Origin of the sequence: Rhizobium sp. ARZ01 (genome assembly GCF_014851675.1) — a bacterium.
Taxonomy (GTDB): domain Bacteria; phylum Pseudomonadota; class Alphaproteobacteria; order Rhizobiales; family Rhizobiaceae; genus Mycoplana.
On record NZ_JACVAE010000001.1, the window covers coordinates 2,147,513 to 2,172,159 of the forward strand.

20 protein-coding genes are annotated in these 24,647 nt (G+C 62.0%); 8 read left to right on the forward strand and 12 right to left on the reverse strand.

Features of this window, described 5'->3' with window-relative positions; genetic code table 11:
* The first annotated feature begins 91 nt into the window (after positions 1-91).
* On the forward strand, positions 92-1,282 hold the full coding sequence (locus IB238_RS10315) for an aromatic ring-hydroxylating dioxygenase subunit alpha (protein ID WP_192245898.1): 1,191 nt from the start codon (positions 92-94) through the stop codon (positions 1,280-1,282).
* A 280-nt stretch (positions 1,283-1,562) separates the two neighbouring features.
* On the opposite strand, the gene IB238_RS10320 is transcribed toward IB238_RS10315, so the two are convergent.
* Positions 1,563-2,981, reverse strand: coding sequence for an aminotransferase (locus IB238_RS10320; RefSeq protein WP_192245900.1), 1,419 nt, complete (start codon positions 2,979-2,981; stop codon positions 1,563-1,565).
* 323 nt (positions 2,982-3,304) lie between these two features.
* Here IB238_RS10320 and IB238_RS10325 point away from each other — a divergent pair, with 323 nt between their 5' ends.
* From IB238_RS10325 to IB238_RS10335, 3 genes are read left to right on the forward strand one after another with little or no spacing between them, the layout of a single operon-like run.
* Positions 3,305-4,129 (forward strand): ABC transporter permease, encoded by an 825-nt coding sequence (locus IB238_RS10325; RefSeq protein ID WP_246723523.1) that lies wholly within the window; start codon positions 3,305-3,307, stop codon positions 4,127-4,129.
* Positions 4,129-4,941, forward strand: a complete 813-nt coding sequence (locus IB238_RS10330; RefSeq protein ID WP_192245904.1) for an ABC transporter permease — start codon at positions 4,129-4,131, stop codon at positions 4,939-4,941. The genes IB238_RS10325 and IB238_RS10330 overlap by 1 nt, the downstream gene beginning before the upstream one ends.
* A gap of 26 nt (positions 4,942-4,967) precedes the next feature.
* Positions 4,968-6,062: an ABC transporter ATP-binding protein gene (locus IB238_RS10335; protein ID WP_192247651.1), complete on the forward strand. Its 1,095-nt coding sequence runs from the start codon at positions 4,968-4,970 to the stop codon at positions 6,060-6,062.
* Between the two features lie 129 nt (positions 6,063-6,191).
* Here IB238_RS10335 and IB238_RS10340 read toward each other — a convergent pair whose 3' ends face one another.
* From IB238_RS10340 to IB238_RS10350, 3 genes are read right to left on the reverse strand one after another with little or no spacing between them, the layout of a single operon-like run.
* The gene (locus IB238_RS10340; protein WP_192245906.1) at positions 6,192-7,274 is read right to left on the reverse strand and encodes an extracellular solute-binding protein; all 1,083 of its coding nucleotides are present in this window, start codon (positions 7,272-7,274) and stop codon (positions 6,192-6,194) included.
* 20 nt (positions 7,275-7,294) lie between these two features.
* Entirely contained in the window at positions 7,295-7,972 is a 678-nt protein-coding gene (locus tag IB238_RS10345) for a TetR family transcriptional regulator C-terminal domain-containing protein (protein WP_192245908.1), read from the reverse strand.
* A gap of 23 nt (positions 7,973-7,995) precedes the next feature.
* A complete protein-coding gene (locus tag IB238_RS10350; RefSeq protein WP_348648225.1) occupies positions 7,996-8,802 on the reverse strand; it encodes a methyltransferase domain-containing protein in 807 nt (268 codons plus the stop codon).
* 162 nt (positions 8,803-8,964) lie between these two features.
* Here IB238_RS10350 and IB238_RS10355 point away from each other — a divergent pair, with 162 nt between their 5' ends.
* The 4 genes from IB238_RS10355 to IB238_RS10370 are packed head-to-tail and all read left to right on the forward strand — an operon-like array spanning position 8,965 to position 13,674.
* Positions 8,965-10,584 carry an NAD(P)/FAD-dependent oxidoreductase gene (locus IB238_RS10355; protein WP_192245912.1) on the forward strand — a complete coding sequence of 540 codons (1,620 nt, stop codon included), beginning with the start codon at positions 8,965-8,967 and terminating at the stop codon, positions 10,582-10,584.
* Entirely contained in the window at positions 10,571-12,163 is a 1,593-nt protein-coding gene (locus IB238_RS10360) for an NAD(P)/FAD-dependent oxidoreductase (RefSeq protein WP_192245914.1), read from the forward strand. The genes IB238_RS10355 and IB238_RS10360 overlap by 14 nt, the downstream gene beginning before the upstream one ends.
* On the forward strand, positions 12,160-13,398 hold the full coding sequence (locus IB238_RS10365; RefSeq protein ID WP_192245916.1) for an aminomethyltransferase family protein: 1,239 nt from the start codon (positions 12,160-12,162) through the stop codon (positions 13,396-13,398). Before IB238_RS10360 ends, IB238_RS10365 begins: the two co-directional genes overlap by 4 nt.
* 42 nt (positions 13,399-13,440) lie before the next feature.
* A complete protein-coding gene (locus tag IB238_RS10370; protein ID WP_246723524.1) occupies positions 13,441-13,674 on the forward strand; it encodes a hypothetical protein in 234 nt (77 codons plus the stop codon).
* A 97-nt stretch (positions 13,675-13,771) separates the two neighbouring features.
* On the opposite strand, the gene IB238_RS10375 is transcribed toward IB238_RS10370, so the two are convergent.
* The 8 genes from IB238_RS10375 to IB238_RS10410 form a co-directional block, all read right to left on the reverse strand.
* Positions 13,772-14,395: a TetR family transcriptional regulator gene (locus IB238_RS10375; protein ID WP_192245919.1), complete on the reverse strand. Its 624-nt coding sequence runs from the start codon at positions 14,393-14,395 to the stop codon at positions 13,772-13,774.
* A 126-nt stretch (positions 14,396-14,521) separates the two neighbouring features.
* Positions 14,522-17,671, reverse strand: coding sequence for an efflux RND transporter permease subunit (locus IB238_RS10380; protein WP_192245921.1), 3,150 nt, complete (start codon positions 17,669-17,671; stop codon positions 14,522-14,524).
* Between the two features lie 11 nt (positions 17,672-17,682).
* Positions 17,683-18,921, reverse strand: coding sequence for an efflux RND transporter periplasmic adaptor subunit (locus tag IB238_RS10385; protein WP_348648251.1), 1,239 nt, complete (start codon positions 18,919-18,921; stop codon positions 17,683-17,685).
* A gap of 193 nt (positions 18,922-19,114) precedes the next feature.
* Positions 19,115-20,116 (reverse strand): ABC transporter ATP-binding protein, encoded by a 1,002-nt coding sequence (locus IB238_RS10390; protein ID WP_192245925.1) that lies wholly within the window; start codon positions 20,114-20,116, stop codon positions 19,115-19,117.
* Between the two features lie 13 nt (positions 20,117-20,129).
* Positions 20,130-21,194 (reverse strand): Gfo/Idh/MocA family oxidoreductase, encoded by a 1,065-nt coding sequence (locus IB238_RS10395; protein ID WP_192245927.1) that lies wholly within the window; start codon positions 21,192-21,194, stop codon positions 20,130-20,132.
* A complete protein-coding gene (locus tag IB238_RS10400; protein ID WP_192245929.1) occupies positions 21,191-22,030 on the reverse strand; it encodes a carbohydrate ABC transporter permease in 840 nt (279 codons plus the stop codon). Before IB238_RS10400 ends, IB238_RS10395 begins: the two co-directional genes overlap by 4 nt.
* A 12-nt stretch (positions 22,031-22,042) precedes the next feature.
* Entirely contained in the window at positions 22,043-22,993 is a 951-nt protein-coding gene (locus tag IB238_RS10405; RefSeq protein ID WP_192245931.1) for a sugar ABC transporter permease, read from the reverse strand.
* A gap of 378 nt (positions 22,994-23,371) precedes the next feature.
* On the reverse strand, positions 23,372-24,631 hold the full coding sequence (locus tag IB238_RS10410; RefSeq protein ID WP_192245933.1) for an ABC transporter substrate-binding protein: 1,260 nt from the start codon (positions 24,629-24,631) through the stop codon (positions 23,372-23,374).
* Between the last annotated feature and the right edge of the window lie 16 nt (positions 24,632-24,647).

Below are 24,647 nucleotides of genomic sequence, written 5' to 3' on the forward strand. Positions count from 1 at the left end.
ACGACGCCGGAGCACATTCGCTCTCAACCTATTCCTTCTCTTATAAAAATATGCTTTACTTGAATGAATGTTCAGCAAAGAAGGGGCCGTCATGAACGAAGTTGTCCGTGACATCACCATCCCGAACGACTGGGACCGCAGCGGCCTGCCGGGCTGGTGCTATCACAGCGCCGCCCTGCTAGAACTGGAGAAGCAGCATGTCTTCCGGGAGCACTGGCAGATAGCCTGCCATGTCTCCGACATCGCCAAACCGGGCGACTACATTACCCTCGACATCGTCGGTGAGCGTGCTCTGGTCCTGCGCGACCAGAGCGGTGAGATCAAAGCGCTCCACAACATCTGCCGCCACCGCGGCTCAAGGCTCGTTGCCGACCAGAAAGGCACCTGTCGCAACGCGCTTGTCTGCCCGTTCCACGGCTGGGTCTACAATCTCGATGGCACGCTGCGCGGAGCGGCTCGCCCCCGCTCCTTTCCGCCGATGGACAAGAACGAGTTCGCCTTGAAGACAATCGAGAGCGAGGTCTGGCAAGGCTTCGTCTTCATCCGTTTCGCCCCCGGCCCGCAGTCCTCGGTCGCAGAGCTGATGAGGCCATTCGAGCAGGAACTATCGAGCTACCGGCCCTCCGAGATGGTGCCGGCCGGCGGCATCCACACACAGGAGACGCCGGTCAACTGGAAATCGGTTCGCGACGTCGACAACGAGGGCTACCATGTGGCGATGGCGCACCCGGCCCTGCAGGACCTTTACGGCTCGACCTATTATGACGAGCCGTTCGTCAACGGCATCAGCCGCTCCTTCGCCACCTATAACCCGCACGCCGGACGCCGCTGGAGCGTCGGCCGCTATGTGAAGATCGCCCCGGAAAACGCCCGGCTCCCGGAACATCTGCGCAAGGCGTGGATCTACTATGGCCTATTTCCGAATACCGTGCTCGCCGTCACACCGGAAACGGTACAATTTTATCAGGAGTTTCCGTTGTCAGTCAGCAGGACGCTGCTGCGCGGCGGCGTCTATCGCTATGAACTTGAGACCCGTGAACAAGCGGCCGCCCGCTATCTCGCTGCACGCATCGACCGCGACACCCAGACCGAAGACGTTCAACTGACAATCTGGTCGAACGAAGCGATGACCTCTGGCGCCTTCGCCGGCTTCTACCTCTCCGATCTTGAGTACGGTGTGCGTACCCATCATGACCACCTGCGCAAGGTGCTCCCGGTCATGACGCTGAAGGATGCCCCGACGGAGGCCGAGATGGCGACGGTGAACGTGGGGATGATCTAGTTTCCGGCATGCAGTTGCCGCATTCCCAAGCTGGAGCAAGCAGCATTCAACCTGTCCGTCATGCCGGACTTGATCCGGCATCCAGCGCGCTCAAGTCCCTGGGTGCAGAAGACTCTACCGCGCCGCAGACGCGGCATGGCTGGACCCCGGATCAAAGTCCGGGGTGACGGAAGGAAGGTTGTTACGACCATTGAGGTTTGTTAGCGGCCTCGGCCCGCTTTCGCGGGCCAAAATCGCCATAACCAGGTGTGCAGCCCTGGCATTCACATCATTGCGGCCGTCATCCGCGCCACAGGCCCTCGCGCACCAGGTCGTCCATGGTCAATTCGATGCCGCGGCGCAGGATTGTGGCCATGCGGTCGATCTGGCTCTTTGTGATCGTCAGCGGCGGAGACATGACGCACATGTTGATGAGCGGCCGCACCAGCAGTCCCAGTTCCTGGCAATGGTTGTCGATGCGTTTTCCGACTTCCAGGTCGAGCGTCAGCGGATTGTTGCTGGCGCGGTCGGCGACGCATTCGACGCAGGCCATCAACCCAAGCCCCCGCACCTCGCCGACCAGCGGCAGGTCTTCCAGCGCCTTGAGACTCGACTGGAAGTGATCCGATACGGCGCGCGCGTGATCGAGCAGACCGCCTTCAAGGATGTCGAGGTTCTTCAGCGCGACCGCGCACCCGACCGGATGGCTGGAATAGGTCAGGCCATGCGCGAACATGGCGTCAGAATGATTTGATTGGCGCAGTTCCTCGAACAGCCGGCCCGCGATCATGACGCCGCCGAGCGGGAAGTAGCCGGATGTCACGCCCTTGGCGAACGTGATCATATCAGGATCGAGCCCGAAGACGTCCTTCGACGCAAAGACATGGCCGAGCCGGCCGAAGGCCGTCACCACCTCATCGGCGATGAAGAGAATGTCGTTCTCCCGGCAGAGCTCGCGCATACGGGCAAGGTAGCCCTCTGGCGGGATGATCACGCCGCCCGATGCCATGATCGGCTCGGCAATGAACGCTCCGATACGCTCGGCGCCCACCTTTTCGATCACATCACGGAACTCGGCCACGAGTACGTCGCAAAACTCCGCCTCTCCCCCACCCTCGGGCCGACGGAAGGGATTGGGACAGGTCAGCTTGATGACCTGCTCGACGGCACTGTCCATCCAGTCGTGATCACGCGGACGGCCGTTTAACGAGGCAGAGAGATAGGTGGATCCGTGATAGCCTCCCTGGCGCGAGACGATCAGCTTCTTCTCCGGGCGCCCCTTCACGTTGTTGGCAAACTGCATGAAACGAAGGGCCGTCTCCACCGCAGACGATCCACCGGTGGTGTAGAAGACGTGATCAACGCCGACCGGCGCGTGATCGGCCAGTCGCTTCGAGAGGACTGCAGACGGCGCGTTCGTCGTATACCAGGGCGAGTTATACGACAGCTCCATGGCCTGCTCGGCCATGACATCGGCCAGTTCCTTGCGCCGGTGGCCGGCGTTGACGCACCACATGCCGGCAGGACCGTCGATCAGTTGCCGTCCGGCCGCGTCGGTGACATAGATCCCCTCGCCGGACTCCAGCCGCCCGCGCGCCTCGGCGCCGATGGATCCGGACACAGGCCACGGCTGCACCAAGTGGCGCTCGGCAAAGAGCGTCAATTCGTCGGATGCTGGCGCCTCAACGTCCGCATTGGTCGTCTTCGGTATCGCAGCCATTTCGTTCTCCCACAAAATATCGCAACAAATCGAACAACACAAATAGATGAAAACGCTTTTTATTTTTACATCTTATTGAATGCCCGTTCAATCAATATCGCAGAAATAACGCTTGATTTCAATGCCGGTTTGCGCTCATCTTCAATCAGGGAACAGCAAACAGCCGGAAAGGCGGGCGCTATGAACTCGGCACTCCATGAAAGCGGGCTCTGCCCCGATGGACGAGCGCAACGATGACCGCGGCGGCGAGCACCGCGTCAGAGACGCCACCTACTTCCGCCCGCAGCCGCTGGCTGCGAAGTGAAGAGGCCCGCGGCCTCACTATGATCTCACCGACCCTGCTCTACGCGCTTACGCTTCTGCTCGTGCCGGTGCTGCTCGTTATCGCTTATAGCTTCTGGACGCAGAACTACCTCGAAATCGACCGGACCTTCACCTTCGAGAACTACCGCCAGGCACTGACGGAACCGATCTACCGCGACCTGTTCATCCGCTCCCTGTGGATCTCGCTGTTGACCAGCGCCATCACGGTCGGTTTTTCCTACCCCATCGCCTTGTACATCTCCTTCCACGGCGGCGTGCACAAGAACCTCTGGCTGTTCCTCGTCACCATCCCGTGCTGGACGAGCTACCTCCTGCGCGTGATGTCCTGGAAGGTGATCCTCGGCTATGGCGGCGTATTGAATACCGGCCTCATGTCCGCCGGCATCATCGACCAGCCGATAACTTCGCTGCTCTACAACGCCAATGCCGTCGTCATCACGCTGGTGCACAGCTGGGCGGCGTTCGCGATCCTGCCGATCTACGTCTCTCTGCAAAAGATCGACCGGTCGCTGATCGAGGCGGCGCGGGATCTGGGCGACAGCCCCTTGCGCGCCTTCCTGCGCGTCACCCTGCCGCTGTCGATGCCGGGCGTCATCTCCGCTTTCCTGATCGTGATGATCCCGACAGTCGGCGACTACGTCACGCCGAAACTCGTCGGCGGCAAGGACGGCGTGATGATTGCGACCGCCATCCAGGCGCAGTTCGGCAAGGGCGCCAACTGGCCGCTGGGCGCCGCTCTCTCGGTGACGACGATGGTGCTGGTCTCGCTGGTCGCGGCGGCCGCCGTGCTGTCGCTGCGCTTTGCCGTACGGAGGATCCGCTGATGCTGCAAAGGATACGCCTCCTGCCCTTCCTGCCGGTCTATGTGGCGGTGTACTTCCTGTTCCTGTACCTGCCGATCCTGCTTTTGCCGATCTTCTCGTTCAACGATGCGGCGACGACGACATTCCCGCTCGCGGGCTTCACCACCAAGTGGTACGCGTCCCTCTGGGGCAACACCGTCCTCCTGCAGGCCGCCCGCAACAGCCTTTTCGTCGGCGTCTGCGTTTCCCTGCTCAGCACCATCCTCGGCATCTGCGCCGCGCGGGCCATCACACGCTACCGTTTTCGCGGCCAGCGTCCGGCCACCGCCCTGATCATGGCGCCACTGTTCCTGCCGGAGATCATCGTTGCCGTTTCGCTCCTGATGATCGTGCTGCAGCTCGGGCTTGAACTGTCACTCGTCACCGTGATCCTCGGGCAGGTCGTGTTCTGCGTCCCCTATTCGATGTCGGTTCTCGTTTCCGGTTTCGAAGGCTTTGACCGCAGCCTGGAGGAGGCCTCCTACGATCTCGGCGAAACCGCCTTCGGCACCTTCCGACGCGTAACGCTGCCGGTCGTTGCCCCGGCCATCGTCTCGAGCCTGCTCGTCACCTTCACCATTTCGCTCGACGAGTTCATCCTCGCCTTCTTCCTCTCCGGCACCGAACCGACACTGCCCGTCTACATCTGGGGGCAGCTACGCTTCGCCGCAAAGCTGCCGTCCGTTCTTGCGCTCGGCAGCCTCATGATCGTCGCCTCCGTGCTGCTGTTGACCACCGCCGAAGTCTTGCGCCGGCGCGCGGAACACCGCACGCAAGCAGCACTTGGACATTGACAGGAGCCACCATGCCCGACCGTCCGATGATCTCCATCGAAAATGTCTCCAAGTACTACGGGATCTACAAGGCGCTGGACGACGTATCGCTTACGATCGGCGAAGGCGAGTTTTTCTCGCTGCTCGGCCCCTCCGGCTGCGGCAAGACCACGCTGCTTCGCTCGATTGCCGGTTTCGACGTGCCGACCAGCGGTGAAATCCGCATAGACGGCGTTCCCAGCACCTTACTCCCGGCGAACAAGCGCCCGACGAACATGGTCTTCCAGAACTATGCGATCTTCCCCCATCTCGATGTGGGCGAGAACGTCGCCTACGGCCTGAAGCGCCTGCGGCTGAGTGCTGTGGAAGAGCGCAAGCGCGTGTCCGACGCCCTCGATCAGGTGCGCCTTTCCGGCCTCGACAAGCGCAAAGCCAACGAGCTTTCCGGCGGTCAGCGCCAGCGCGTGGCACTGGCACGCGCACTCGTCATGCGCCCGAAGGTGCTTCTGCTGGACGAACCACTCTCCGCGCTCGACAAAAAGCTGCGCGAACAGATGCAGGTGGAATTGCGCAGCCTGCAGAAGGCCGTCGGCATCACCTTCATTCTCGTGACGCATGACCAGTACGAGGCACTCGCCCTTTCCGATCGCATCGCCGTCATGTTCGGCGGCAAGATCGCGCAGATCGATACGCCGAAGGAGATTTATCAGCATCCCCGGACCCGCAAGGTTGCCGACTTCCTCGGCGGCATGAATTTTCTTCAGGTAAAGCTGCTTGATGACCGCGCGGGAAGCATTTCGGTTGACACATCCCGGTTCGGCACCGTGAACCTCGCCAAGCCGCAGGGTTTTGCAGTGGCCAATGGCCATGTCACGGTCGGCATCAGGCCGGAGCGCCTGCGTCTTCTCTGGGACGATGAGCGGGCCTCGCACGAACTGACCGGGCGCGTGGAAAACCGCGCCTACTTCGGCGAGGTGACCTATCTGACGATCGGTGTCGACGGGCTGGAACAGCCGCTGTCCATGGTCGAGACGAACAACTATGGCGCCGACGACCTGCCGATCGGCGCCGAGATCCGGTTGGCATACGATCCAGACGCGTTCGTGCTGCTGGCGGAGGATCAGGCTGTTTCGCGGATATGACGCCGCTGTCCGCGCGGGACTGTAGCGGTCGGTACGAGGAAGTTGCGGTTGCCGGACGAGACTTTGCCGCTAACGGCATCCAGTCAGCGGCGGGGGCCGGCGAAGCCGTCCCCCGTCGGCACATCGGCATCAATAGCCCGACTTGATCTTCTCGAACTCCGCAATCATCTTCTGCCGCAGCTCCGTTGGCATCGGCGACTGGAACAACGTGTTGGCCACGAACTTGTCGGTGTCGCCGTAGCCCTTCTCCTGCAGCATTGCAGGGTCGACCGCTGCCATGCCCTTTGCGTTGGAGTGACCGTAACCCCACGCCTCCACCATGTATTTCGCGACGGCGGGGTCGGTAACGGCGTTGAGGTAGTCATAGACGTTCTCATCATTGCCCTCGCCGCCCTTCAGGTGAACGAAGCCGCAAACCCAGGTCGAAAGCCCCTCCTTCGTATCCCTCTTGATCGCGACCGGGACACTGTCGGCCTGGAGCGTCGTGGCGGTCTCGTTCCACGCCCAGGCGAGATCGACCTCGCCGCTCGCCATCGCCTGACTGAGCTCGGTGTTGTCGGTCCAGTAAAGACGGACATTCTGATGCACCTGCCGCAGGAAGTCGGATGCCTCCTTGAACTGCTCGTCGGTCATCTTTGTCCAGTCCTTCACACCGATTGCGAGACTGGCAAGCGCATAGGCATCATCGACATTGTCGCCGATGGAAACCCGGTCCTTGAATTTCGGATCAGCGAAGGCTCTGAGAGACTCGATCTCCTCCGGCTTGATCGTGTCCGTACGATAGGTGACCACCGTATTGCCCCATTCGAACGGCAGCAGCCAGGCCGTCCCGTCAGCCGAGGTCATCAGGTCCTTCATCGTCTTGAAACCCGGCAGAACGTCGTTCCAGTATTTGAGCTTCGAGGTGTCCAGCGGCTGCAGAAGGCCCGCCTCGCGCCATTTCACGACACTCTGCGAACAGGGATGGCTGATATCCGCCTTGAAGCCGGAACGCAGCTTCTGGAACGCCTCCTCCTCGTCACCGAAGAAGCTGTAGTCGGGCTCGGTGCTATGTTTCTCCGAATAGGCCGGGCGGAATGCCGGATCCTCGTAGCCCGACCAATCGAAGACTGTAAGGCTATCGCCGGCAATCGCCGGCATGGCGGTGGAGAGTGCAAGGACTGCGGCGAAGGCCGCGGTGACCAGGTTTCTGGCGCTGTTCGAAGTGCTCATGCTTACTCCCCTCTATTTGGTTATTTGGGTCCGTTGCGCGCAATGTGCTTCGGGAAAATCGCAACGATCGCCTCGATGGCGGCCGCAAGCGCGTTTTCGCGCGTCGTTCCGTCGCCCATCATCAGGCGAAGCCAGAGGCCCTCGAGCGTCGCGCAGACGGCAAGCGCCATCGTTTCGGGCACATACTCGTAGCCACCCTCTTGCTTGAGGGCAGCACAAAGCGAGATGACGGTTTCCTGGTATTTCACGTCGCGCGCGCCGCAGAGTGCCTGATAGGTCGGCCGGGACTTCGCCTCCCCCCAGAAGGCGCACCAGGCGGCAAGCTTGCGCTTGGTACAGATTTTGCGATCGAAGTCGGCCGCAACGAGCGCCCAGAGCCGGTCGGCCGTGCGATCGCCAGCCTTTTCCAGCGCCGAACTCCAGTGGTTGGCGTACTCGTCCGCCATGTATTGCAGCGTCGCGATGAGCAGGTTTTCCTTGCTCTCGAAATGGAAATTGACGATCCCGCGCGAAAGGCCTGCCCCGTCAGCGACGTCCGCAAGCGTCGTCTCGGCATAGCCGCGCTTGGCTAGCGAATCGATCGTCGCCTCGATCAGCTGCTGTCGCCTTGTCTCCTTGGAGGCCTTGCGGCCCTTCTTCTCGATTTCTGTTACGTCCTTCTGCGCTGCGCCAGCCCGCATCTTCACCGCCGTTCTCATTTTGGGGTCTCGCAGCGCCTCGTTCACGGAGAGACTCCGGCCGGCTTGCTGCCGCGAAGATGAGTGGGACAATGCTCGCCAGTGTCAAGCACCTTCTGCATGGCAATCCAGGTGCGGATGTTCTTTGCGACGTATTCCTCGCCCACCGCGGCCGCCGCCTCGGCATGAAGGGATCCTTGCAGGCGATCGAGCTCGCTGCGTGCAGTCTCGCGATACCAGGCATTGCGGCTCTCCGCCGACACGTCGGCGAATCCCGCCGCCGTCATCGCCGTCAGGTAGCGCTGCGGCGAGGCCATGCCGAAGCTCAAGCCCTCCGCGGCAATATAGTCCTTCATGTCCCGGGACGGTTCCCCGTCATGCGAGATCAGCCAATCGGAGGCAGCAAACCGCCCATCCGGCTTCAAGACCCTAAACAGCTCGCCAAAGAGCCATTCCTTGTCCTGCACGTGGACCATCGCATCCTTGGAAAAGACAATGTCGAACTCGCCGTCGTCGAAGGGCAGACGCCCCGGCGGGCTTGCGATGAAGCGGACGCGCGACGACAGCCCCTCGCGCACCGCCGCCGCCCGCGCATGATCGATGACCGGCTGCTCCACGTCGTAGCCGACCACCTCGGCGGGGCCGTATTTTCTGGCGATGTGCAGCGAAATGCCGCCAGCGCCGCAGCCGAAATCGAGGACGGACTTTCCGGCAAGGTCAAGTCCCGCCAGAACGCGATCCACCTCGTCCGTTCCGCCTGGCGACAGGAACCCCTCACCCCATACGACCTCGAGGAAACGGATCGCCGCCTCGTCATACTCCGGTTCGTGTTCCAGTCCTGCCGCCGTCACGAGGCCCTCCCGCCTGACTGCCCGCATACTCAAACCTTCACTGACAAGAAATTCTAGCGGATTATCAGGCGATTGCAACTCACTTGCTGAATGATCATTCAAAATATCTGGACAAGTTTTTGCGTTTGATGCAGCCTTTCAGGCACCGAGGGAGAACGTGGAATGCAAAAATTCGATGTCCTGATCGTCGGCGGCGGCCACAACGGACTGGTGACGGCATGCTACCTGCAGCGCGCCGGCTTGAAGGTCGCCGTCCTGGAGAAGAACGGCTGGATTGGCGGCGCCGCCACCAGCCGCGAACTGTCCCCCGGCTTTCTCTATTCCAACTGCTCCTACGTCTGCTCGCTGTTTCGCCCGGAAATCATGCGCGACCTCGAATTGCCGAAGCATGGTCTCCAGGTCGTGGCGTATGAGGGCGGTGCGGTCTTCACCCGCGACGGAGACTATCTCGCCTCCTACCGCGACCACGACAGCCACCGTCGCGAGTTTGCCCGTTATTCGAAGCGCGATGCCGAAGCCTATGACCGCTACAGCCGCGACGTCACCCGGCAGTGCCGCTTCATCCAGCCGCTGCTGATGCGCACTGCGCCAGATCCCTTCGGCTTCCGCCCGCGCGACCTGTCAGAGTTGCTCTATCTGGCGAAGAAGTTTGGCGAATTCACCCCGAGAGAGATGGCCGAGACGCTACGCTTCTGGACCATGTCGATATCGGATTTCCTCGACGAATATTTCGAGACCGACGTAATCAAAGCCTATCTGGCGATCTCCGGTATCATCGGCACGGCGCTGGGGCCGATGTCGCCCGGCACGGCCTATGTGCTCCTGCACCACTATATGGGAGAGGTCGACGGGTCGGTCGGCGCATGGGGTTATGCACGCGGCGGCATGGGTGCTGTGACACAGGCGCTGTCGCGCTCGTTCGCCGCGGCCGGCGGCACGATCCGCACCGATGCGGAAGTAGCGAAAATTCTGAGCCGCGGCGGCAGGACCACCGGGGTCGTTCTGGCGTGCGGCGAAGAGGTTCGCGCAAATCTCGTCGTCTCGAATGCCGACGTGAAGCGCACGTTCCTCAAGCTCGTCGACGAGGCGGATTTGCCGGAACGTTTCGTCCACCGTGTGAAGCATTTCAAGATACGGGGTTCCTCCGGCAAGGTGAACATTGCGCTCGACAGCCTGCCGGAGTTCCCGGCGCTACCGAACGGCTCCTCGTGCATCCGCGGCGACCTGCACTTCACAGACTCGATCGAGCGAATGGAACGCGCCTATGACGACTGGAAGGCCGGGCGGTGGTCGGCAGACCCCATGCTGGACACGATGATCCCGACGACGCTCGACCCGACGATGACCTCGCCGGGCAAGCACTTCATGAGTTGCTTCGTGCAGTACTGCCCGCCGAAGATCGAAAGGCGGGAGTGGACCGACGCCGACCGCGATGCCTTCGCCGAAACCGTTGTCAGCCAGATCGCCGACTATTCTCCCGGCTTCCGCGACCGCATCGTCCACATGGAGGTCCGCACCCCGCGGGAACTGGAAAACGAAGTGGGACTCACCGAGGGCAACATCTTCCAAGGCGAACTGACGTTCGATCAATTGCTCTTCAATCGGCCGGTGCCCGGCTATGCCCAGTACCGCAGCCCGATCGCCGGGCTCTACATGTGCGGCTCCTCCACCCATCCCGGTGGTGGCGTCATGGGGGCACCGGGACGCAACGCCGCCATAGAAATCCTTCGCGACCTGAAGCGCAGCCCCGAACAGATGAGCAAGGCCCATGACGTCATTTGATGCGCCCGCAAAGATCGCCGCTTACGACTTCGACGCGATCGTCATCGGCGCCGGCCACAATGGGCTCGCTGCGGCGGCCAAGCTCGGCAAGAGCGGACACAAGGTCCTTGTACTGGAGGCCGCCAACGCCCCGGGCGGATCGCTGCGCGGCCGCGAGTTCGCACCCGGGTTCCGCTCCGCCGGCCTCGCGCATCTGGTCAATCGGCTGGATCCCGAGGTCGCGCGCGACCTCGGCCTGTCACTCGCAGCGAAATCTGGGCCGGCCATGCCGACGGCCGTTCTCGATGGTGCAGACGAGCCGGCGGTGCTCCGCGGCGTCTATGGTGAGACGATCGACGGAGTGTCACCAGCGGACGCCGAAGCCTTCGGCAGGTTGCGAGACAAACTTGTTTTCCAGGCCGGCATTCTCAAGCGTTTCCTGCGCCGACCGCCGCCACAGTTCGGTGCGATCGGCATGGGCGACATCTCGACACTTGCCGCGGCCGGTTTCGGCCTGATGCGCAAGGGGCGCGCCGAGGGCCGCGATTTTCTCCGCATGCTCCTGATGAACGTCGCCGACGTCGCCGACGAATATCTTGAAGACGATCGGCTGAAGGGTGTGCTCGCCTTCGACGCCACGCTCGGCATTCAGCTCGGCCCGCGTTCGCCGACTTCGCTGCTCGGCCTGTATTATCGCCTGACCGGAGAAGTGAACGGCAAGGCCGGCGGCCAGTTCATTCCCGAAGGCGGCATGCCAGCCGTCGCCCCAGCCTTCCTGAAAGCGGCGGAGAGTGCAGGCGTCACCGTCCGATGCCGCACGCGCGTCGGCCGCATTCTCGCCGATCGCGGCAGGGCATGCGGCGTGGTGCTGGAAGATGGTGCAGAGATCACAGCACGCATCGTCGTCTCTGCCATTCATCCGAAAACGACGTTTCTCCAACTGGTCGACCCCGCGGAAAGCGATGCCGGCTTCGTCCGCTCGATCAGCCATATCCGCACGGCCGGCAACGTCGCAAAGCTCGATCTTGCGCTCGAGCGCATGCCGAGTTTCACCGGCCTCACCGGCCGCGACCATCATGGCCGCATCGTCATCGCGCGCTCCATGGAGCACGTGGAAACGGCCTTCAATCCGGCAAAATACGGTGAGTTCTCGCCGGATCCGGTCATGGAGATCGTGCTGCCGAGCCTTGCCAACCAAACGCTGGCACCCGAAGGCGCCTGCACACTTTCTGCACTGATCCAGTACGCGCCGTACAAGCTGAAAATGGGTTGGGACGCAGGCAAGCCCGTATTTCTGAAGATCGTTCTCGATGTTCTCGAACGCCACGCGCCAGGCATCGGCCAGACGATCGTTGCTGCCGAACTGAGCACACCCGCCGATATCGAGGCCGAGTACCATATGCCGGGAGGGCATTGGCACCATGGCGAACTGCAGGCCGACCAACTGCTGATCAACCGCCCGACAAGTGCTGCCTCCGGCTACACAACGCCGATTGACGGCCTGTATCTGGCCAGCGCCGGCGCCCACCCCGGTGGCGGAATCTCCGGACTTGCCGGATGGAACGCCGCGCGTCACATTCTTTCAGGAGCCAGACGATGAACGCCCTGACCCAGCCCCTGAATGTCGCCGAAGCGCGCCAGGCCGCACGCAGGCACATCCTCACACCACGCCTGGAAACGCCGTTCCATCCGCGGCTGGCCGCGCTAGACGAGGTGAACGACTGGTACAACTGGGCGGGCTACAAGGCCCCGCATTCACTTTTCGACGAGGAACTCGAGTACTTCGCAATCCGTTCCACGGCGGCGCTCTTTGATATCTCGCCCATGGTGAAATACCGCATCGCCGGCCCAGACACCGAACGCTACGTCAATCGCCTGACTCTGCGTGACGTACGCAAGCTGGGTGTCAATCGGGTCCACTACACCGCCTGGTGTGACGACCATGGTCATGTGCTGGACGACGGCACGCTGTTCCGGCTCGGCGAGCAGGAATTCCGCCTCTGTTGCCAGGAGCGCCACCTGCCCTGGCTGCTCGACAGCGCGATCGGCTTTTCCGTCGAAATCTGCGAGGAAACCGAAGAGGTCGCTGGGGTCGCACTGCAGGGCCCGACCAGCTATGCGATCCTGGCGGAAGCCGGCTTCGCCGGCGTGGAAAGACTCAAGCCGTTCGATATCGGAACCTTCGCCCATGACGCCGGAACCGTGATCATTTCACGAACAGGCTTCACCGGGGACCTCGGTTACGAACTGTTCGTGCCGCGTGCCGCCGCCCTGTCGCTTTGGGATCGGCTCTGGCGTGCCGGCACCGAGCACGGCATCCGCGCCATCGGCTATGCCGCCCTCAACCGCACGCGCATCGAAGCGGGCTTCATCGTCGCCAATGCCGACTTTACGACCGCCGAAACAGCCTTGCGCTCCGACCGCGTCCGCATGCCCGACGAGATTGGCCTCGACTGGCTGGTCGATCCGGAGAAGCCGCATTTTACCGGGCGCAAGGCGATCCTGGAGGCTCGACGGAATCAAACTCTGAAACAAGTCCTGGTAGGCCTTGAAATCGAAGGGAATATTCCCGCCGAACACGCGATCGTCTATCATCGAAAAAAGCACGAGGCAGGCCTTGTCACAGCCGCGATCTGGTCGCCGACGGCCAAGCGCAACATCGCCATCGCCAGCCTCGACCGCCCCTATGGGACGAAATTCGTCAACGATCTCTGGGTGGAGATCTATGCCATGCGGGAGTTGCGTTACCAGAAAATGATGAAGCGCGCGAAGATCGTCCCCCGCCCGTTCGTCAAGCTGGCGCGCCGCACCGAAACGCCTCCAGCGCGACGCTGAGTCCGCTTACGCACCGGTAAAAACAGACACTTGAGAATGCGCATGGACGAGGCGACCCGGCACAACTGGAACTTGATCCGAACCCCGACCGGCATCGAATGGTCGGGCCGCACCCGCTACGCGGCGGCAATGTTCTTCTTTCAGAAAGGCGAGATGGGTGCAGAGGTGCTGGAGGTCTACCGCATCTGCTCCAGGCTTGATTCAGAAGATTCACTTTCCGTGCTAAGGCGTTGGAAAATAGGCGCAGAGTGGATTGCCCGGATGAAAGCGGACTAGCCGCAGGATAGGCGTTGGCAGATACCAGACGTTTGCGATGCCTCCTCGCCCGCACCAATTTGCGGCAGCCCTCGGCGGACTTGTCTGATTTCACTCCTTAAGGAGCACCCTTGGCCGGCCTGAGGCTCTCGATCATGCGCCGCAACCCCTCCCGACCTTCCCTTGCGAGGTCAAAGCGGCGACCGAAGAGCAGCCACTCGCTGCAGAGCCCCTTCATCATCCAGCGCAACGCAGATGAGGCCGTCTTAGGAGACCAGCAGGGATTGAGCTGGCCCTTACCAGCGGCGCGTGCAAATGCGCTCTCGAGTGAGAACATATGCTCGTCGTCCACCTGCTGCTGCTTCTCCAGCACCGCCGCCAGTTCGCCGATGTAGTCGCAGCGAAGCAGGATCGACAGGATTCGCTGGCGCTGTTCGTCGCGGGCCAGCGTGTCCAGCCACTCGCCGGCCACCCGCTCCACGACGGACAGAACGTCCGCGTCCTCGCTTGCGAGTTCGCCCGCGACCATGTCCTCCTGCGGCAGCGGCACGGACTTGTAGAGCTCCATGAACAGGTCGGTCTTGTTGGCGAAGTGCCAATAGATGGCGCCGCGAGTCACACCGGCAGCTTTTGCCACCTCTTCCATCGTCGCCGTGGAAACGCCTTTGACGAAAAAGACCCGCTCGGCCGCGCATAGGAGCTGTTTGCGCGTTGCTTCCGCTTCGGCTTTAGTCCTTCGCATTCCAATTCCCTCAAGCGCATGACCCGATATTCGGAGAAGATCATGCGCAGATCAACGTGCTGCGCCCTCGTACGCATCGAGCACGCAATAAAGGAATGCCCGCCATGTGGGGCGGGCATTCGTGACTTACTCGGCGGCCTCGGCGGCGGCCGGCGCGGTGTCCGCCGCCCGGTCGACCGTCTTCTGTTTCCGCCCGAACAGCTTCATGATGGACACGAAGAAGGCCGGCACGAAGACGATCGCAAGCAGCGTGGCCGAGATCATCCCCCCCATGACACCGGTGCCGATTGCGTTCTGGCTCGCCGCACTTGCCCCGGAAGCAATCGCCATCGGCAGCACGCCCAGAGTGAACGCCAGCGAGGTCATCAGGATGGGGCGGAAGCGCAGGCGCGCAGCCTCGATCGTCGCCTCGAACAGCGGCTTGCCTTCGGCGCGAAGATCCTTGGCAAACTCGATGATCAGGATGGCGTTCTTGGCCGACAGGCCGATGATCGCGATGAGGCCGACCATGAAGTACACGTCGTTCTCCATGCCGCGCAGCATCACCGCGAGCACCGAACCGATCACCCCCAGCGGCACGACGAGCATGACCGACAGCGGGATCGACCAGCTTTCGTACAGCGCCGCCAGCAGCAGGAAGACGAACAGGATCGAGAGCGCGATCAGCGCCGGCGCCTGCGAGCCCGACTGGATTTCCTGTAGCGACTGGCCGGTCCATTCGTAGCCGAAACCACTTGGCAGTTCCTTCGCAAGCCGTTCCATCTCGGCGATCGCGTCACCCGACGAGTATCCAGGCGCAGCCTGTCCAGTGATACGGACGGACGGATAGCCGTTGTAGCCGACGATCTGCTGCGGACCGCGAATCCACTCCACCGAAGCGAAGGAGGACAGCGGCACCATGCCACCGCTCGCATTGCGAACGTTGAGGTTCAGAAGGTCGGCTGTCTGCATGCGCTTTTCCGCATCCGCCTGCACCGTCACGCGCTGCATGCGGCCGGAATTTGGGAAGTCGTTGACATAGGCCGAACCAAGGTTCGCCGAGATCGTCGAATTGATGTCGGCAAAGGTCACGCCAAACGTATTGGCCTTCTCACGATCGATGATCAGGTTGACCTGCGCGGCGTCGGGCATGCCTTCGACGCGTAGGCCGGTTACCACAGGGCTTTGCTGGGCGGCGGCCATCAACTGGTCGCGCGCGGCGGTAAGCGCCGCCTGTCCGACACCGCCACGATCCTGCAAGCGGAAGGTGAAGCCGCTGGAGTTACCAAGCCCCTGGATCGGCGGCGGCGAGAGCGAGAATGCCATGGCATCCTTGATGCCGCCGAAAATCTGGCCGTTGGCTCTTTGCGCAATCGCCTCCGCAGAATCTTCCGGCCCACGTTCGGACCAGTCCTTCAAGGTCACGAAAGCAAGGCCCGCATTCTGGCCGGAACCGGAGAAACTGTAGCCGGAAATGGCAACGACGCGCTCCACTGCTTTCTCCTTCATGAAAATCTGCTCGACCTGTTCGATGACATCGGCAGTGCGGCTTGCGCTCGCTTCGGCGGGCGCCTGCATGTCGACGAGCAGGTAGCCCTGGTCCTCATTCGGCAGGAACGACGTCGGCAGCTGGACATAGGCATATCCAAGACCGACCAGCAGCGCGAGGTAGACGACCATCATTCGGCCGGAGCGCTTGACGACGCCGCCGACCATGTTCGAGTAGCTGTTCGCAGTCCTGTCGAAGGTGCGGTTGAACCAGCCAAAGAAGCCCCGCTTCTGGTGGTGGCCATGCCCAATCGGCTTCAGGAAGGTGGCGCAGAGCGCCGGCGTCAACGAAAGCGCGAGGAAACCCGAGAAGAGGATCGACACCACCATCGTCAGACTGAACTGCTGATAGATGATACCAACCGCACCGGGGAAGAAGGCCATAGGCACGAACACGGCCGTCAGCACCAGCGTGATACCGATAATGGCACCGGAAATCTGCCCCATGGCCTTGCGGGTAGCCTCCTTCGGCGAAAGCCCCTCCTCAGCCATGATACGCTCGACGTTCTCGACGACCACAATCGCGTCGTCCACGAGGATACCGATCGCCAGCACCATCGCGAACATGGTCAGCACGTTGATCGAGAAGCCCGCAGCAAACATGACCGCACAGGTGCCGAGCAGCGCCACCGGAACGACCAGTGTCGGGATGATCGTGTAGCGAATGTTCTGCAGGAACAGGAACATCACCAGGAAGACGAGGCCGATGGCTTCGATCAGCGTATGGATAACCTTCTCGATCGACACTTCGACGAAGGGCGTCGTGTCATACGGGATCTCGTAGCTGATACCGGCCGGGAAGAACTCTGACAGTTCCTCCATCTTCTCCCGGATGCCTTCCGAGGTGGACATGGCGTTGCCCGTCGGCGAGAGCTGTACGCCGACGGCGGCGGTCGGCTTGCCGTTGAGGCGCGTTGAGAAGTTGTAGCTTTCGCCGCCGACCTCGATGCGTGCGACGTCGCGCAGGCGCACCGACGACCCGTCCGGATTGGCACGCAAGACGATGGAGCCAAACTGTTCGGTCGAAGCGAGCTGCCCGCGCACGAGCACGGTTGCCGAGATCTGCTGGTTGATCGGATTCGGCTGTGCACCGATGCTGCCGGCAGAAACTTGGGCGTTCTGTGCGGAGATGGCGTTGGTGATATCGTCGACGGTGAGGTTCAGGCCGACCATCTTGTCCGGATCCACCCAAATGCGCATCGAGCGCTGAGTTGCGAAGAGCGTGGCGCTGCCGACGCCCGGCACGCGCCGGATTTCGCCGAGCACGTTGCGGCTCAAATAGTCGCCGAGACCGACGGCGTCGGTGTTGCCATCGTCGGAGTTCAGCGCGACCACCATGAGGAAGCCGGTGCCGGCCTGCTCTACGCGCATGCCCTGCTGCGTCACCGACCGCGGCAGGCGGGGCTCGACGCGAGCAATGCGGTTTTGCACTTCAACCTGCGCCTCGCCGATGTCGGTGCCCGGCGAAAAAGTCACGTTGATCGAGATGCGACCCGAGGATTCGGAAGTGGATTCAAAGTAGAGCAGCCCGGGAACGCCGTTCAGCTCTTCCTCGATCGGTCGGGTCACGCTCTGATACATGTCTTCCGGCGAGGCGCCGGGGTAGCTCGTCGAGATGGAGATCTGCGGTGGCGCCACGTTCGGATACTGCGCAACCGGCAGCATCGGAATCGTGATCAACCCCGCAATCATGATGAAAATGGCGACGACCCAGGCGAAGATCGGCCTGTCGATAAAGAAACGTGGCATTGTTCAGGACCTCAATTCGCTGCGGCGGCCGGCTTGGCCTTCGCATCGCCTTCGGGCTCGGCCTTGGCCGTTTCATCGGCCGAAGCCGGCGCATTTGCGGCCGGCTTCCAGTCCGACGGAGCGACCGCGCTGCCGGGGCGTGCCTTCTGGAAGCCCTCGACGACAACCTTTTCGCCGGTCTGAAGGCCGCTTGTGACGACCCACCGCTGGCCAACGGCGCGACCGACCGTGATGCGACGAAGCTCGATCGTGTTCTCGGCGGTGACGACATAGACCTGCGCCAGGCCGGCACCGTCGCGCAGGACCGCCTGCTGCGGAACGAGGATGGCGTTCTTCTCGATACCCTGCTGGATTTCAACTCGAACATACATACCGGGCAGCAAGTCGTTGTTCGGATTCGGGAACTCCCCGCGCAACGTCACCTGGCCAGTGGTCGCATCCACGGCGGCTTCCGAGAAGAGGAGCTTGCCGGGCTGCGCGTAGGCCGTGCCGTCATCGAAGAGAAGCTTCACGTCCGCGGAGTTCTCGTCGCTCATCAGGTCGCCGTCCTCGAGCGCCTTGCGCAGGCGGATAAGGTCGGTGGCCGACTGGGTGAAGTCGGCATAGACAGGGTCAAGCTGCTGGATGGTTGCCAAGGCCTCGGCACCATTGGCGCTGACAAGCGCACCCTCGGTGATCATGGCGCGGCCGATACGGCCGGTGATCGGCGCTGTCACGCTGGAGTACTGCAGATTGAGCTTGGCGGTGGCCAGCCCTGCCTCCGCGATCGCCACATCGGCATCTGCCTGCGCGAGCTGTGCGACGGCGTCGTCAAACTGCTGGGCGGAAGCAACGTTCGATTTCTTCAACTGCTCCTGGCGATCAGACGCCTGCTTGGCCTGCAACTGAACGGCCTTTGCGCGGCGCAGCGTGCCCTCGGCACTGTCGACCAGCACCTGGAATGGCATCGGGTCGATCCGATAGAGCACATCGCCTTCCTTCACGATCGAGCCCTGCTGGAACACGCGCTCGACGACGATACCGGAAACGCGCGGACGAACTTCGGCCGTGCGGGTTGCAGCGATGCGGCCCGGCAATTCATTGGTGATCGGCGCTTCTTCCGTTTTCGTGGTGATGACCGCCACCTGCGCCGGAGGCATGGCCGGAGCACCGGCGTTCTTTTCCTCATCCTTCTGGCAACCAGCCAGGAGGAACAGGCTTCCCATTGTCGCAATTGCTATCGGTCTGATGATCCGCATCGGTTTTTCCACGAGCAAGAATGGGGCCGCGGCCCCGAAAAAGGTGCAAGTCCAGGCCGGAAGGCCTTGAAAAGACTCAATGCGGAAAGCCGCTCGCTCCCCGCATCGCATTTATACAAACAGCCATGTATGTTAGGTCTTGCGAAAGCGCAATGGACTATTGCGCTGCACAACCACCGTAATCACGGAATTGTGATGAGGGGCCTCACCGTATCGCCCGGCCATCCGCATCGAAGCGATGCAGCTGATCAGCGTTCGGCGTCGCATAGACAATATCGTCGGGTTCGTAGTGATGTTCGCCGAAAAGCCGGGCTGTCAGAAGACCGGCTTTTTCGCTGTCCAGATAGACAATCGTGTCGGCGCCGAGGTGTTCGACATGGACGATTCTGCCCATCCATTCACCGCCTTCTCGCGAAAGTGTGATGTGCTCCGGACGGATCCCGATCGTCTTGGCGCCCTTCTGGTCGAGCCGATCCGCGTCGATAAAGTTCGTGGCCGGCGAGCCGATGAATCCGGCGACGAATAGATTTGCGGGGCGGTTGTAGAGTTCCATCGGCGAGCCGACCTGCTGGATCACGCCGGCGTCGAGGACGACGATCTTGTCCGCCAGCGTCATCGCCTCGACCTGGTCGTGGGTGACGTAGATCATCGTTGCCTTCAGCTCGCGGTGCAGGCGGGCGATTTCAAGACGGGTATTGACGCGCAGCGCCGCATCTAGGTTCGACAGCGGCTCGTCGAACAGGAAGAGCTTGGGCTCGCGCACGATCGCGCGTCCGATCGCCACGCGCTGACGCTGACCGCCGGAAAGCTCGGCCGGGCGGCGTTCAAGAAGTTTATCGAGCGAGAGCATCGCGGAGGCCTTCTTGGTGCGTTCCTCGATCTGCGTCTTCGGTGCGCCGGCCTGCTTCAGGCCAAGCCCCATGTTGTCCTTGACCGTCAGGTGCGGATAGAGCGCATAGGACTGGAAAACCATGGCGATACCCCGCTTGGCCGGAGGCACGGCGCTGACTTCCGCGCCGTCGATCAGGATGTTGCCAGAGGTCGAATCCTCAAGCCCCGCGATGATGCGCAGGAGCGTGGATTTCCCACAGCCCGAAGGTCCGACGAAAATGACAAACTCGCCGTCCTTCACCTCGAGGTCGATGCCCTTGAGGACGTCGACCGGGCCGAAGGACTTGCGCACGGATTTCAGTTGCAGAGAACCCATCGATGTTTCCTTCTTACAGCTTGACCGGCTTGCCGGTGCGCACACTTTCGTCAGCGGCAAGGCAGATGCGCAGCGACTGCACTGCGTCCTCCATGTGACGCGACAGGTCGATGTCCTCACGAATTGCCTTCAGCACATAGGCCTGCTCGAAATCGCAGAGCTCCTGATGCCCGGGCTCACCCGCCATCTTCAAATCCTCGTCTGCCGTTAGGAACCGTCCGTTCGGTCCTGTCTCGGCATTATGCAGACGGATAACGGAGGTCTTGGTGTGGGTATCGATGTCGTCGGATTTTGCGTTCGGGTCCATGACGATCGAGACCGAGCCCTTGGGCGACATGACGTCCTTCACGAAAAAGGCAGTTTCCGAAATCATCGGTCCCCAGCCGGCCTCGTACCACCCAAGCGAGCCGTCGTCGAACAGCACCTGCAGGTGGCCGTAGTTGTACATGTCCGATGCGATCTCCTCGGAGAGGCGTAGCCCCATGCCGCGCACCTCCACCGGCTTGGCATCGGTGATCTGGCACATCACGTCAACATAATGCACGCCGCAATCGACGATCGGCGGCGTCGTCTGCATGAGCTGCTTATGCGTCGCCCAGGTCGGCCCGCTCGATTGCTGGTTCAGGTTCATGCGGAACACGTAGGGCCCCCCGAGCTTGCGGGCTTCGGCGATCAGACGCATCCAGGAGGGATGGTGACGCAGGATGTAGCCGATCACCAGTTTGCGGCCATTTGCCTTGGCGCAGGCAACGACGCGCTCGGCATCGGCAACCGTCGTCGCCAGAGGCTTCTCGACGAAAACATGCGCGCCCGCCTCCATCGCCGCGAGCGCGTATTCCGCGTGGCTGTCGGAATAGGTGTTGATCGAGCAGAGTTCCGGCTTCAGCTCCTTCAGCGCTTCGGTGAAAGAGGGCAGGATCTCATATCCCTTCAACGCATCCGGCAGGTCTACCTTCGAGCGGTTGACGAGGCCGACGATCTCGAAACCCGGGTTCTCGTGGTAGGCCAGCGCATGACTGCGGCCCATGTTGCCGAGGCCCGCGGAAAGAACACGGATCGGGGCGGAAGAAGAGGTCATTTCACTGCTCCTGAGGTAATGCCGCGGATGAGCTGCCGCGAAAATGCAAGATAGAGGACAAGAACCGGCAGGATCGCCAGAGAAAGGGCCGCGAGCACCGCATTCCAGTTGGTGACGAACTGGCCGATGAAAATCTGCGAGCCGAGCGTGACGGTCTTCGTCGCCTCGCTGGGCGCGAGGATCAGCGGGAACCACAGATCGTTCCATATCGGGATCATTGTGAAGACGGCGACCGTCGCCATCGCGGGACGCACGAGCGGCAGGACGAGCCGGAAAAAGATCGAGTATTCCGAGAGGCCGTCGATGCGCCCGGCATTCTTCAGGTCGTCGGAAACCGTACGCATGAACTCGGACAGGATGAACACCGCAAGCGGCAGCCCCTGCGCGGTGTAGACGAGGATCAGCGCCGTCAGCGTGTTGACGAGCCCGGTCGCCACCATCCCCTGCAGGATCGCCACCGTACCGAGACGGATCGGGATCATGATGCCGAGCGCCAGGTACAGCCCCATCAGCGTATTGCCGCGAAAACGATACTCAGACAGCGCAAATGCGGCCATCGCGCCGAACAGCAGCACCAGGAAGATCGAGACGACAGTGACAATCAGGCTGTTCTGGAAATAGGTCGCAAAATCCCCCTGCCCGAGCACCGTGGCATAGCCCACGAGGTCGAACGTCTCGGGGGTCGGAAGCTGCATGGGGTTGCGAAAGATCGCGTTGCGGTTCTTGAACGAGTTGATGAGCGTCAGGAACACCGGAAAAATCGCGATCACGGTGTATGAGATCAGCGCGATGTGGACGAGAGCGATGCGGCCGAACGAGGTGCGTGCCTTGGACATGGTCGCCTCCGGTCAGAACTGGTAGCGGCGGATGCGCCGCTGGATGACGAAAAGGTAGAGCGAGACGCCGGCGAGGATGATCAGGAACATCACCGTTGCGATCGTCGCCCCCATCGAGCGGTCGCCAAGCTGCAATTGGAAGCCGAAGAAGGTGCGGTAGAGCAGTGTGCCGAGGATGTCCGTCGATCCGTCCGGCCCGGCAAGCGCGCCCTGCACGGTGTAGACCAGGTCAAAGGCGTTGAAGTTACCGACGAAGGTGAGGATCGAAATGATGCCGATCGCCGGCAAGATCAGCGGCAATTTGATCTTGAAGAACTGCGCCCAGCCGGTGATACCGTCGCATTCGGCTGCCTCGATCACTTCTTCGGGGATGTTCAGAAGTGCGGCATAGATCAGCATCATCGGGATGCCGATATATTGCCAGACCGAGATCAGAGATACGGCGATCAGCGCCGTGCCCGGCTTGCCGAGCCAGGGTGCGAACATCCACTTCAGTCCAACGAGGTCCATCAGGTAGGGCGAGACACCCCAGATCGGCGAGAGGATCAGCTTCCAGATGAAGCCGACGATCACGAAGGACAAGAGCGTCGGCAGGAAGATGGCGGTGCGATAGAAGGCTGCGCCGCGCAGCTTCGGCAGCGACAGCAGCGCCGCAAGCGCAATCCCGATCGGGTTCTGCACGAGCATGTGGATGGCGAAGAAGATGAAGTTGTTCTTGAGCGCGTTCCAGAAGTCGGAGGCCCAGCGTGCATCGCCGAACAGTGTGCGGAAGTTGTCGAGGCCGACGAAGGTGTATTGGCCGTCGATCGTATTGTAGAAGGACAGCCGCAGCGTCTCGAACAGCGGCAGGATCATCACGGCCGAATAGACGACCAGCGCCGGCAGCAGGAACACGCCGATGTGCCAGCGCCGCGGGCGCCGTACGACTTCCAATTCGTCCCGAGATAATGTGGCGTCCGTCATGGCCTTGCCCGTTCGTTCGACCGATGGTTCGACTGTTTTCCGCGGTGACGGAGGCGTCACACGGCCGGTCCCGCCGCATGATTGCCTGCCGGATTGCCCCGGCGAAATGAAGATCAGCTTACACGAATTTCAGGAGATGGCGCGGACCTCGGACCGCGATCAACAGAGGCGCAAAGAGCCCCTCATCCGCCTGCCGGCACCTTCTCCCCACATGCGGGGAGAAGGGATTTGCCGCGCCGCTCACCGTCCGGTCCACCTCCCCCCTGAGGGGGAGGTCGCGCGGAACGCGCGGGTGGGAGTGACCACTGTCGCAACGCGGCAGTACCCCGCCCCGGCCCTTCGGGCCGACCCTCCCCCCCCAAGGGGAGGGCAAGCGCCTTATTTCGCCGGCTTGTACCAGCTGTCGAGACCCTTCTGCAGCTTCTCGGCGGCCACTTCCGGCGTATCGGTGCCGTTGATGACGTTGGCCGATTCCGTCCAGGTCTCGTTTTCAAGGCTGGGCGTGCCGCGCGCCAGGATCTGGTAGGTCGAGCGGATCGTCGGCTTGCACTTCTCGCGCCAGGAGACGAACTCCTGCGCGAGCGGATCGGTCATCTTCACCGCCGTCGAATTCAGGCTGAAGAAGCCCGGAAGCGAGTTGGCGTACATGTCGGCAAATTCCGGCGAGGCGACGAAGGAGAGGAACTTCTTCGCTGCTTCCGCATTCGCGCTCTTGGCATTCAGACCAATCCCGATGTCGTTGTGGTCCGAGATGTAGCAGGTGTCGCCGGCGTTCTTAACTGGCGGCGGGAAGGCGCCCATCTTGAACTGGGCCTGCGTGTTGAACAGACCGATCTCCCACGAGCCGGCCGGATAGATGGCGGCGCGGCCGAGCGTGAAGAGGTTCTGGCTGTCCGGATAGGTCTGGGCCTCGAAACCGTCGCCGAGATAGTCCTTCCACTTGGCAAGCGTTGCGAACGGCTCGACCCACTGCGGATCGGTCAGCTTCTGCTCGCCCTTGATCAGCGCCAAGCGGCCTTCCTCGCCTTTCCAGTAGTTCGGGCCGATGTTCTGGTAGCCCATGGTTGCGGCTTCCCACAGGTCCTTCGTGCCCATCGCCATCGGGATGTAGTTGCCGTCGGCCTTGATCTTGTCGAGGGCGGCGAAGAATTCGGCTTCGGTCGCAGGAACGGAGATGCCGAGCTGGTCGAAGGCGTCCTTGTTGTAGATGAAGCCGTGGATGACCGACGCCATCGGCACGCAGAAAGTGGCCTTGCCGTCGTCGGTGGTCCAGGCGGACTTGGCAACGTCGGAGAAGTTCTCCATGCCAGCAAGTCCCGTCAGGTCGGCAAGGTGGCCCTTGTTGAACTGTTCGAGCGAGACGTCGAACGGGCGGCAGGTGATCAGATCGCCTGCAGAACCGGCGTCAAGCTTGGCGTTCAGCGCGGCGTTGTATTCGGTCGGCGCGGTCGGCGCGAAGGTTACCTTGATGCCCGGGTTCTTTGCCTCGAAGGCTGGGATGATCTTGTCCTTCCAGATCGGCAGGTCGTCATTGCGCCAGCTTTCGATCGTCAATGTGACGTCCTGCGCCTGAGCGATCCCGGCGGCGCCGAGGATGCTCGTGGCAAGTAGCAATCCCTTGATTACGTTACGAGTCATAACATTCTCCCCTTTT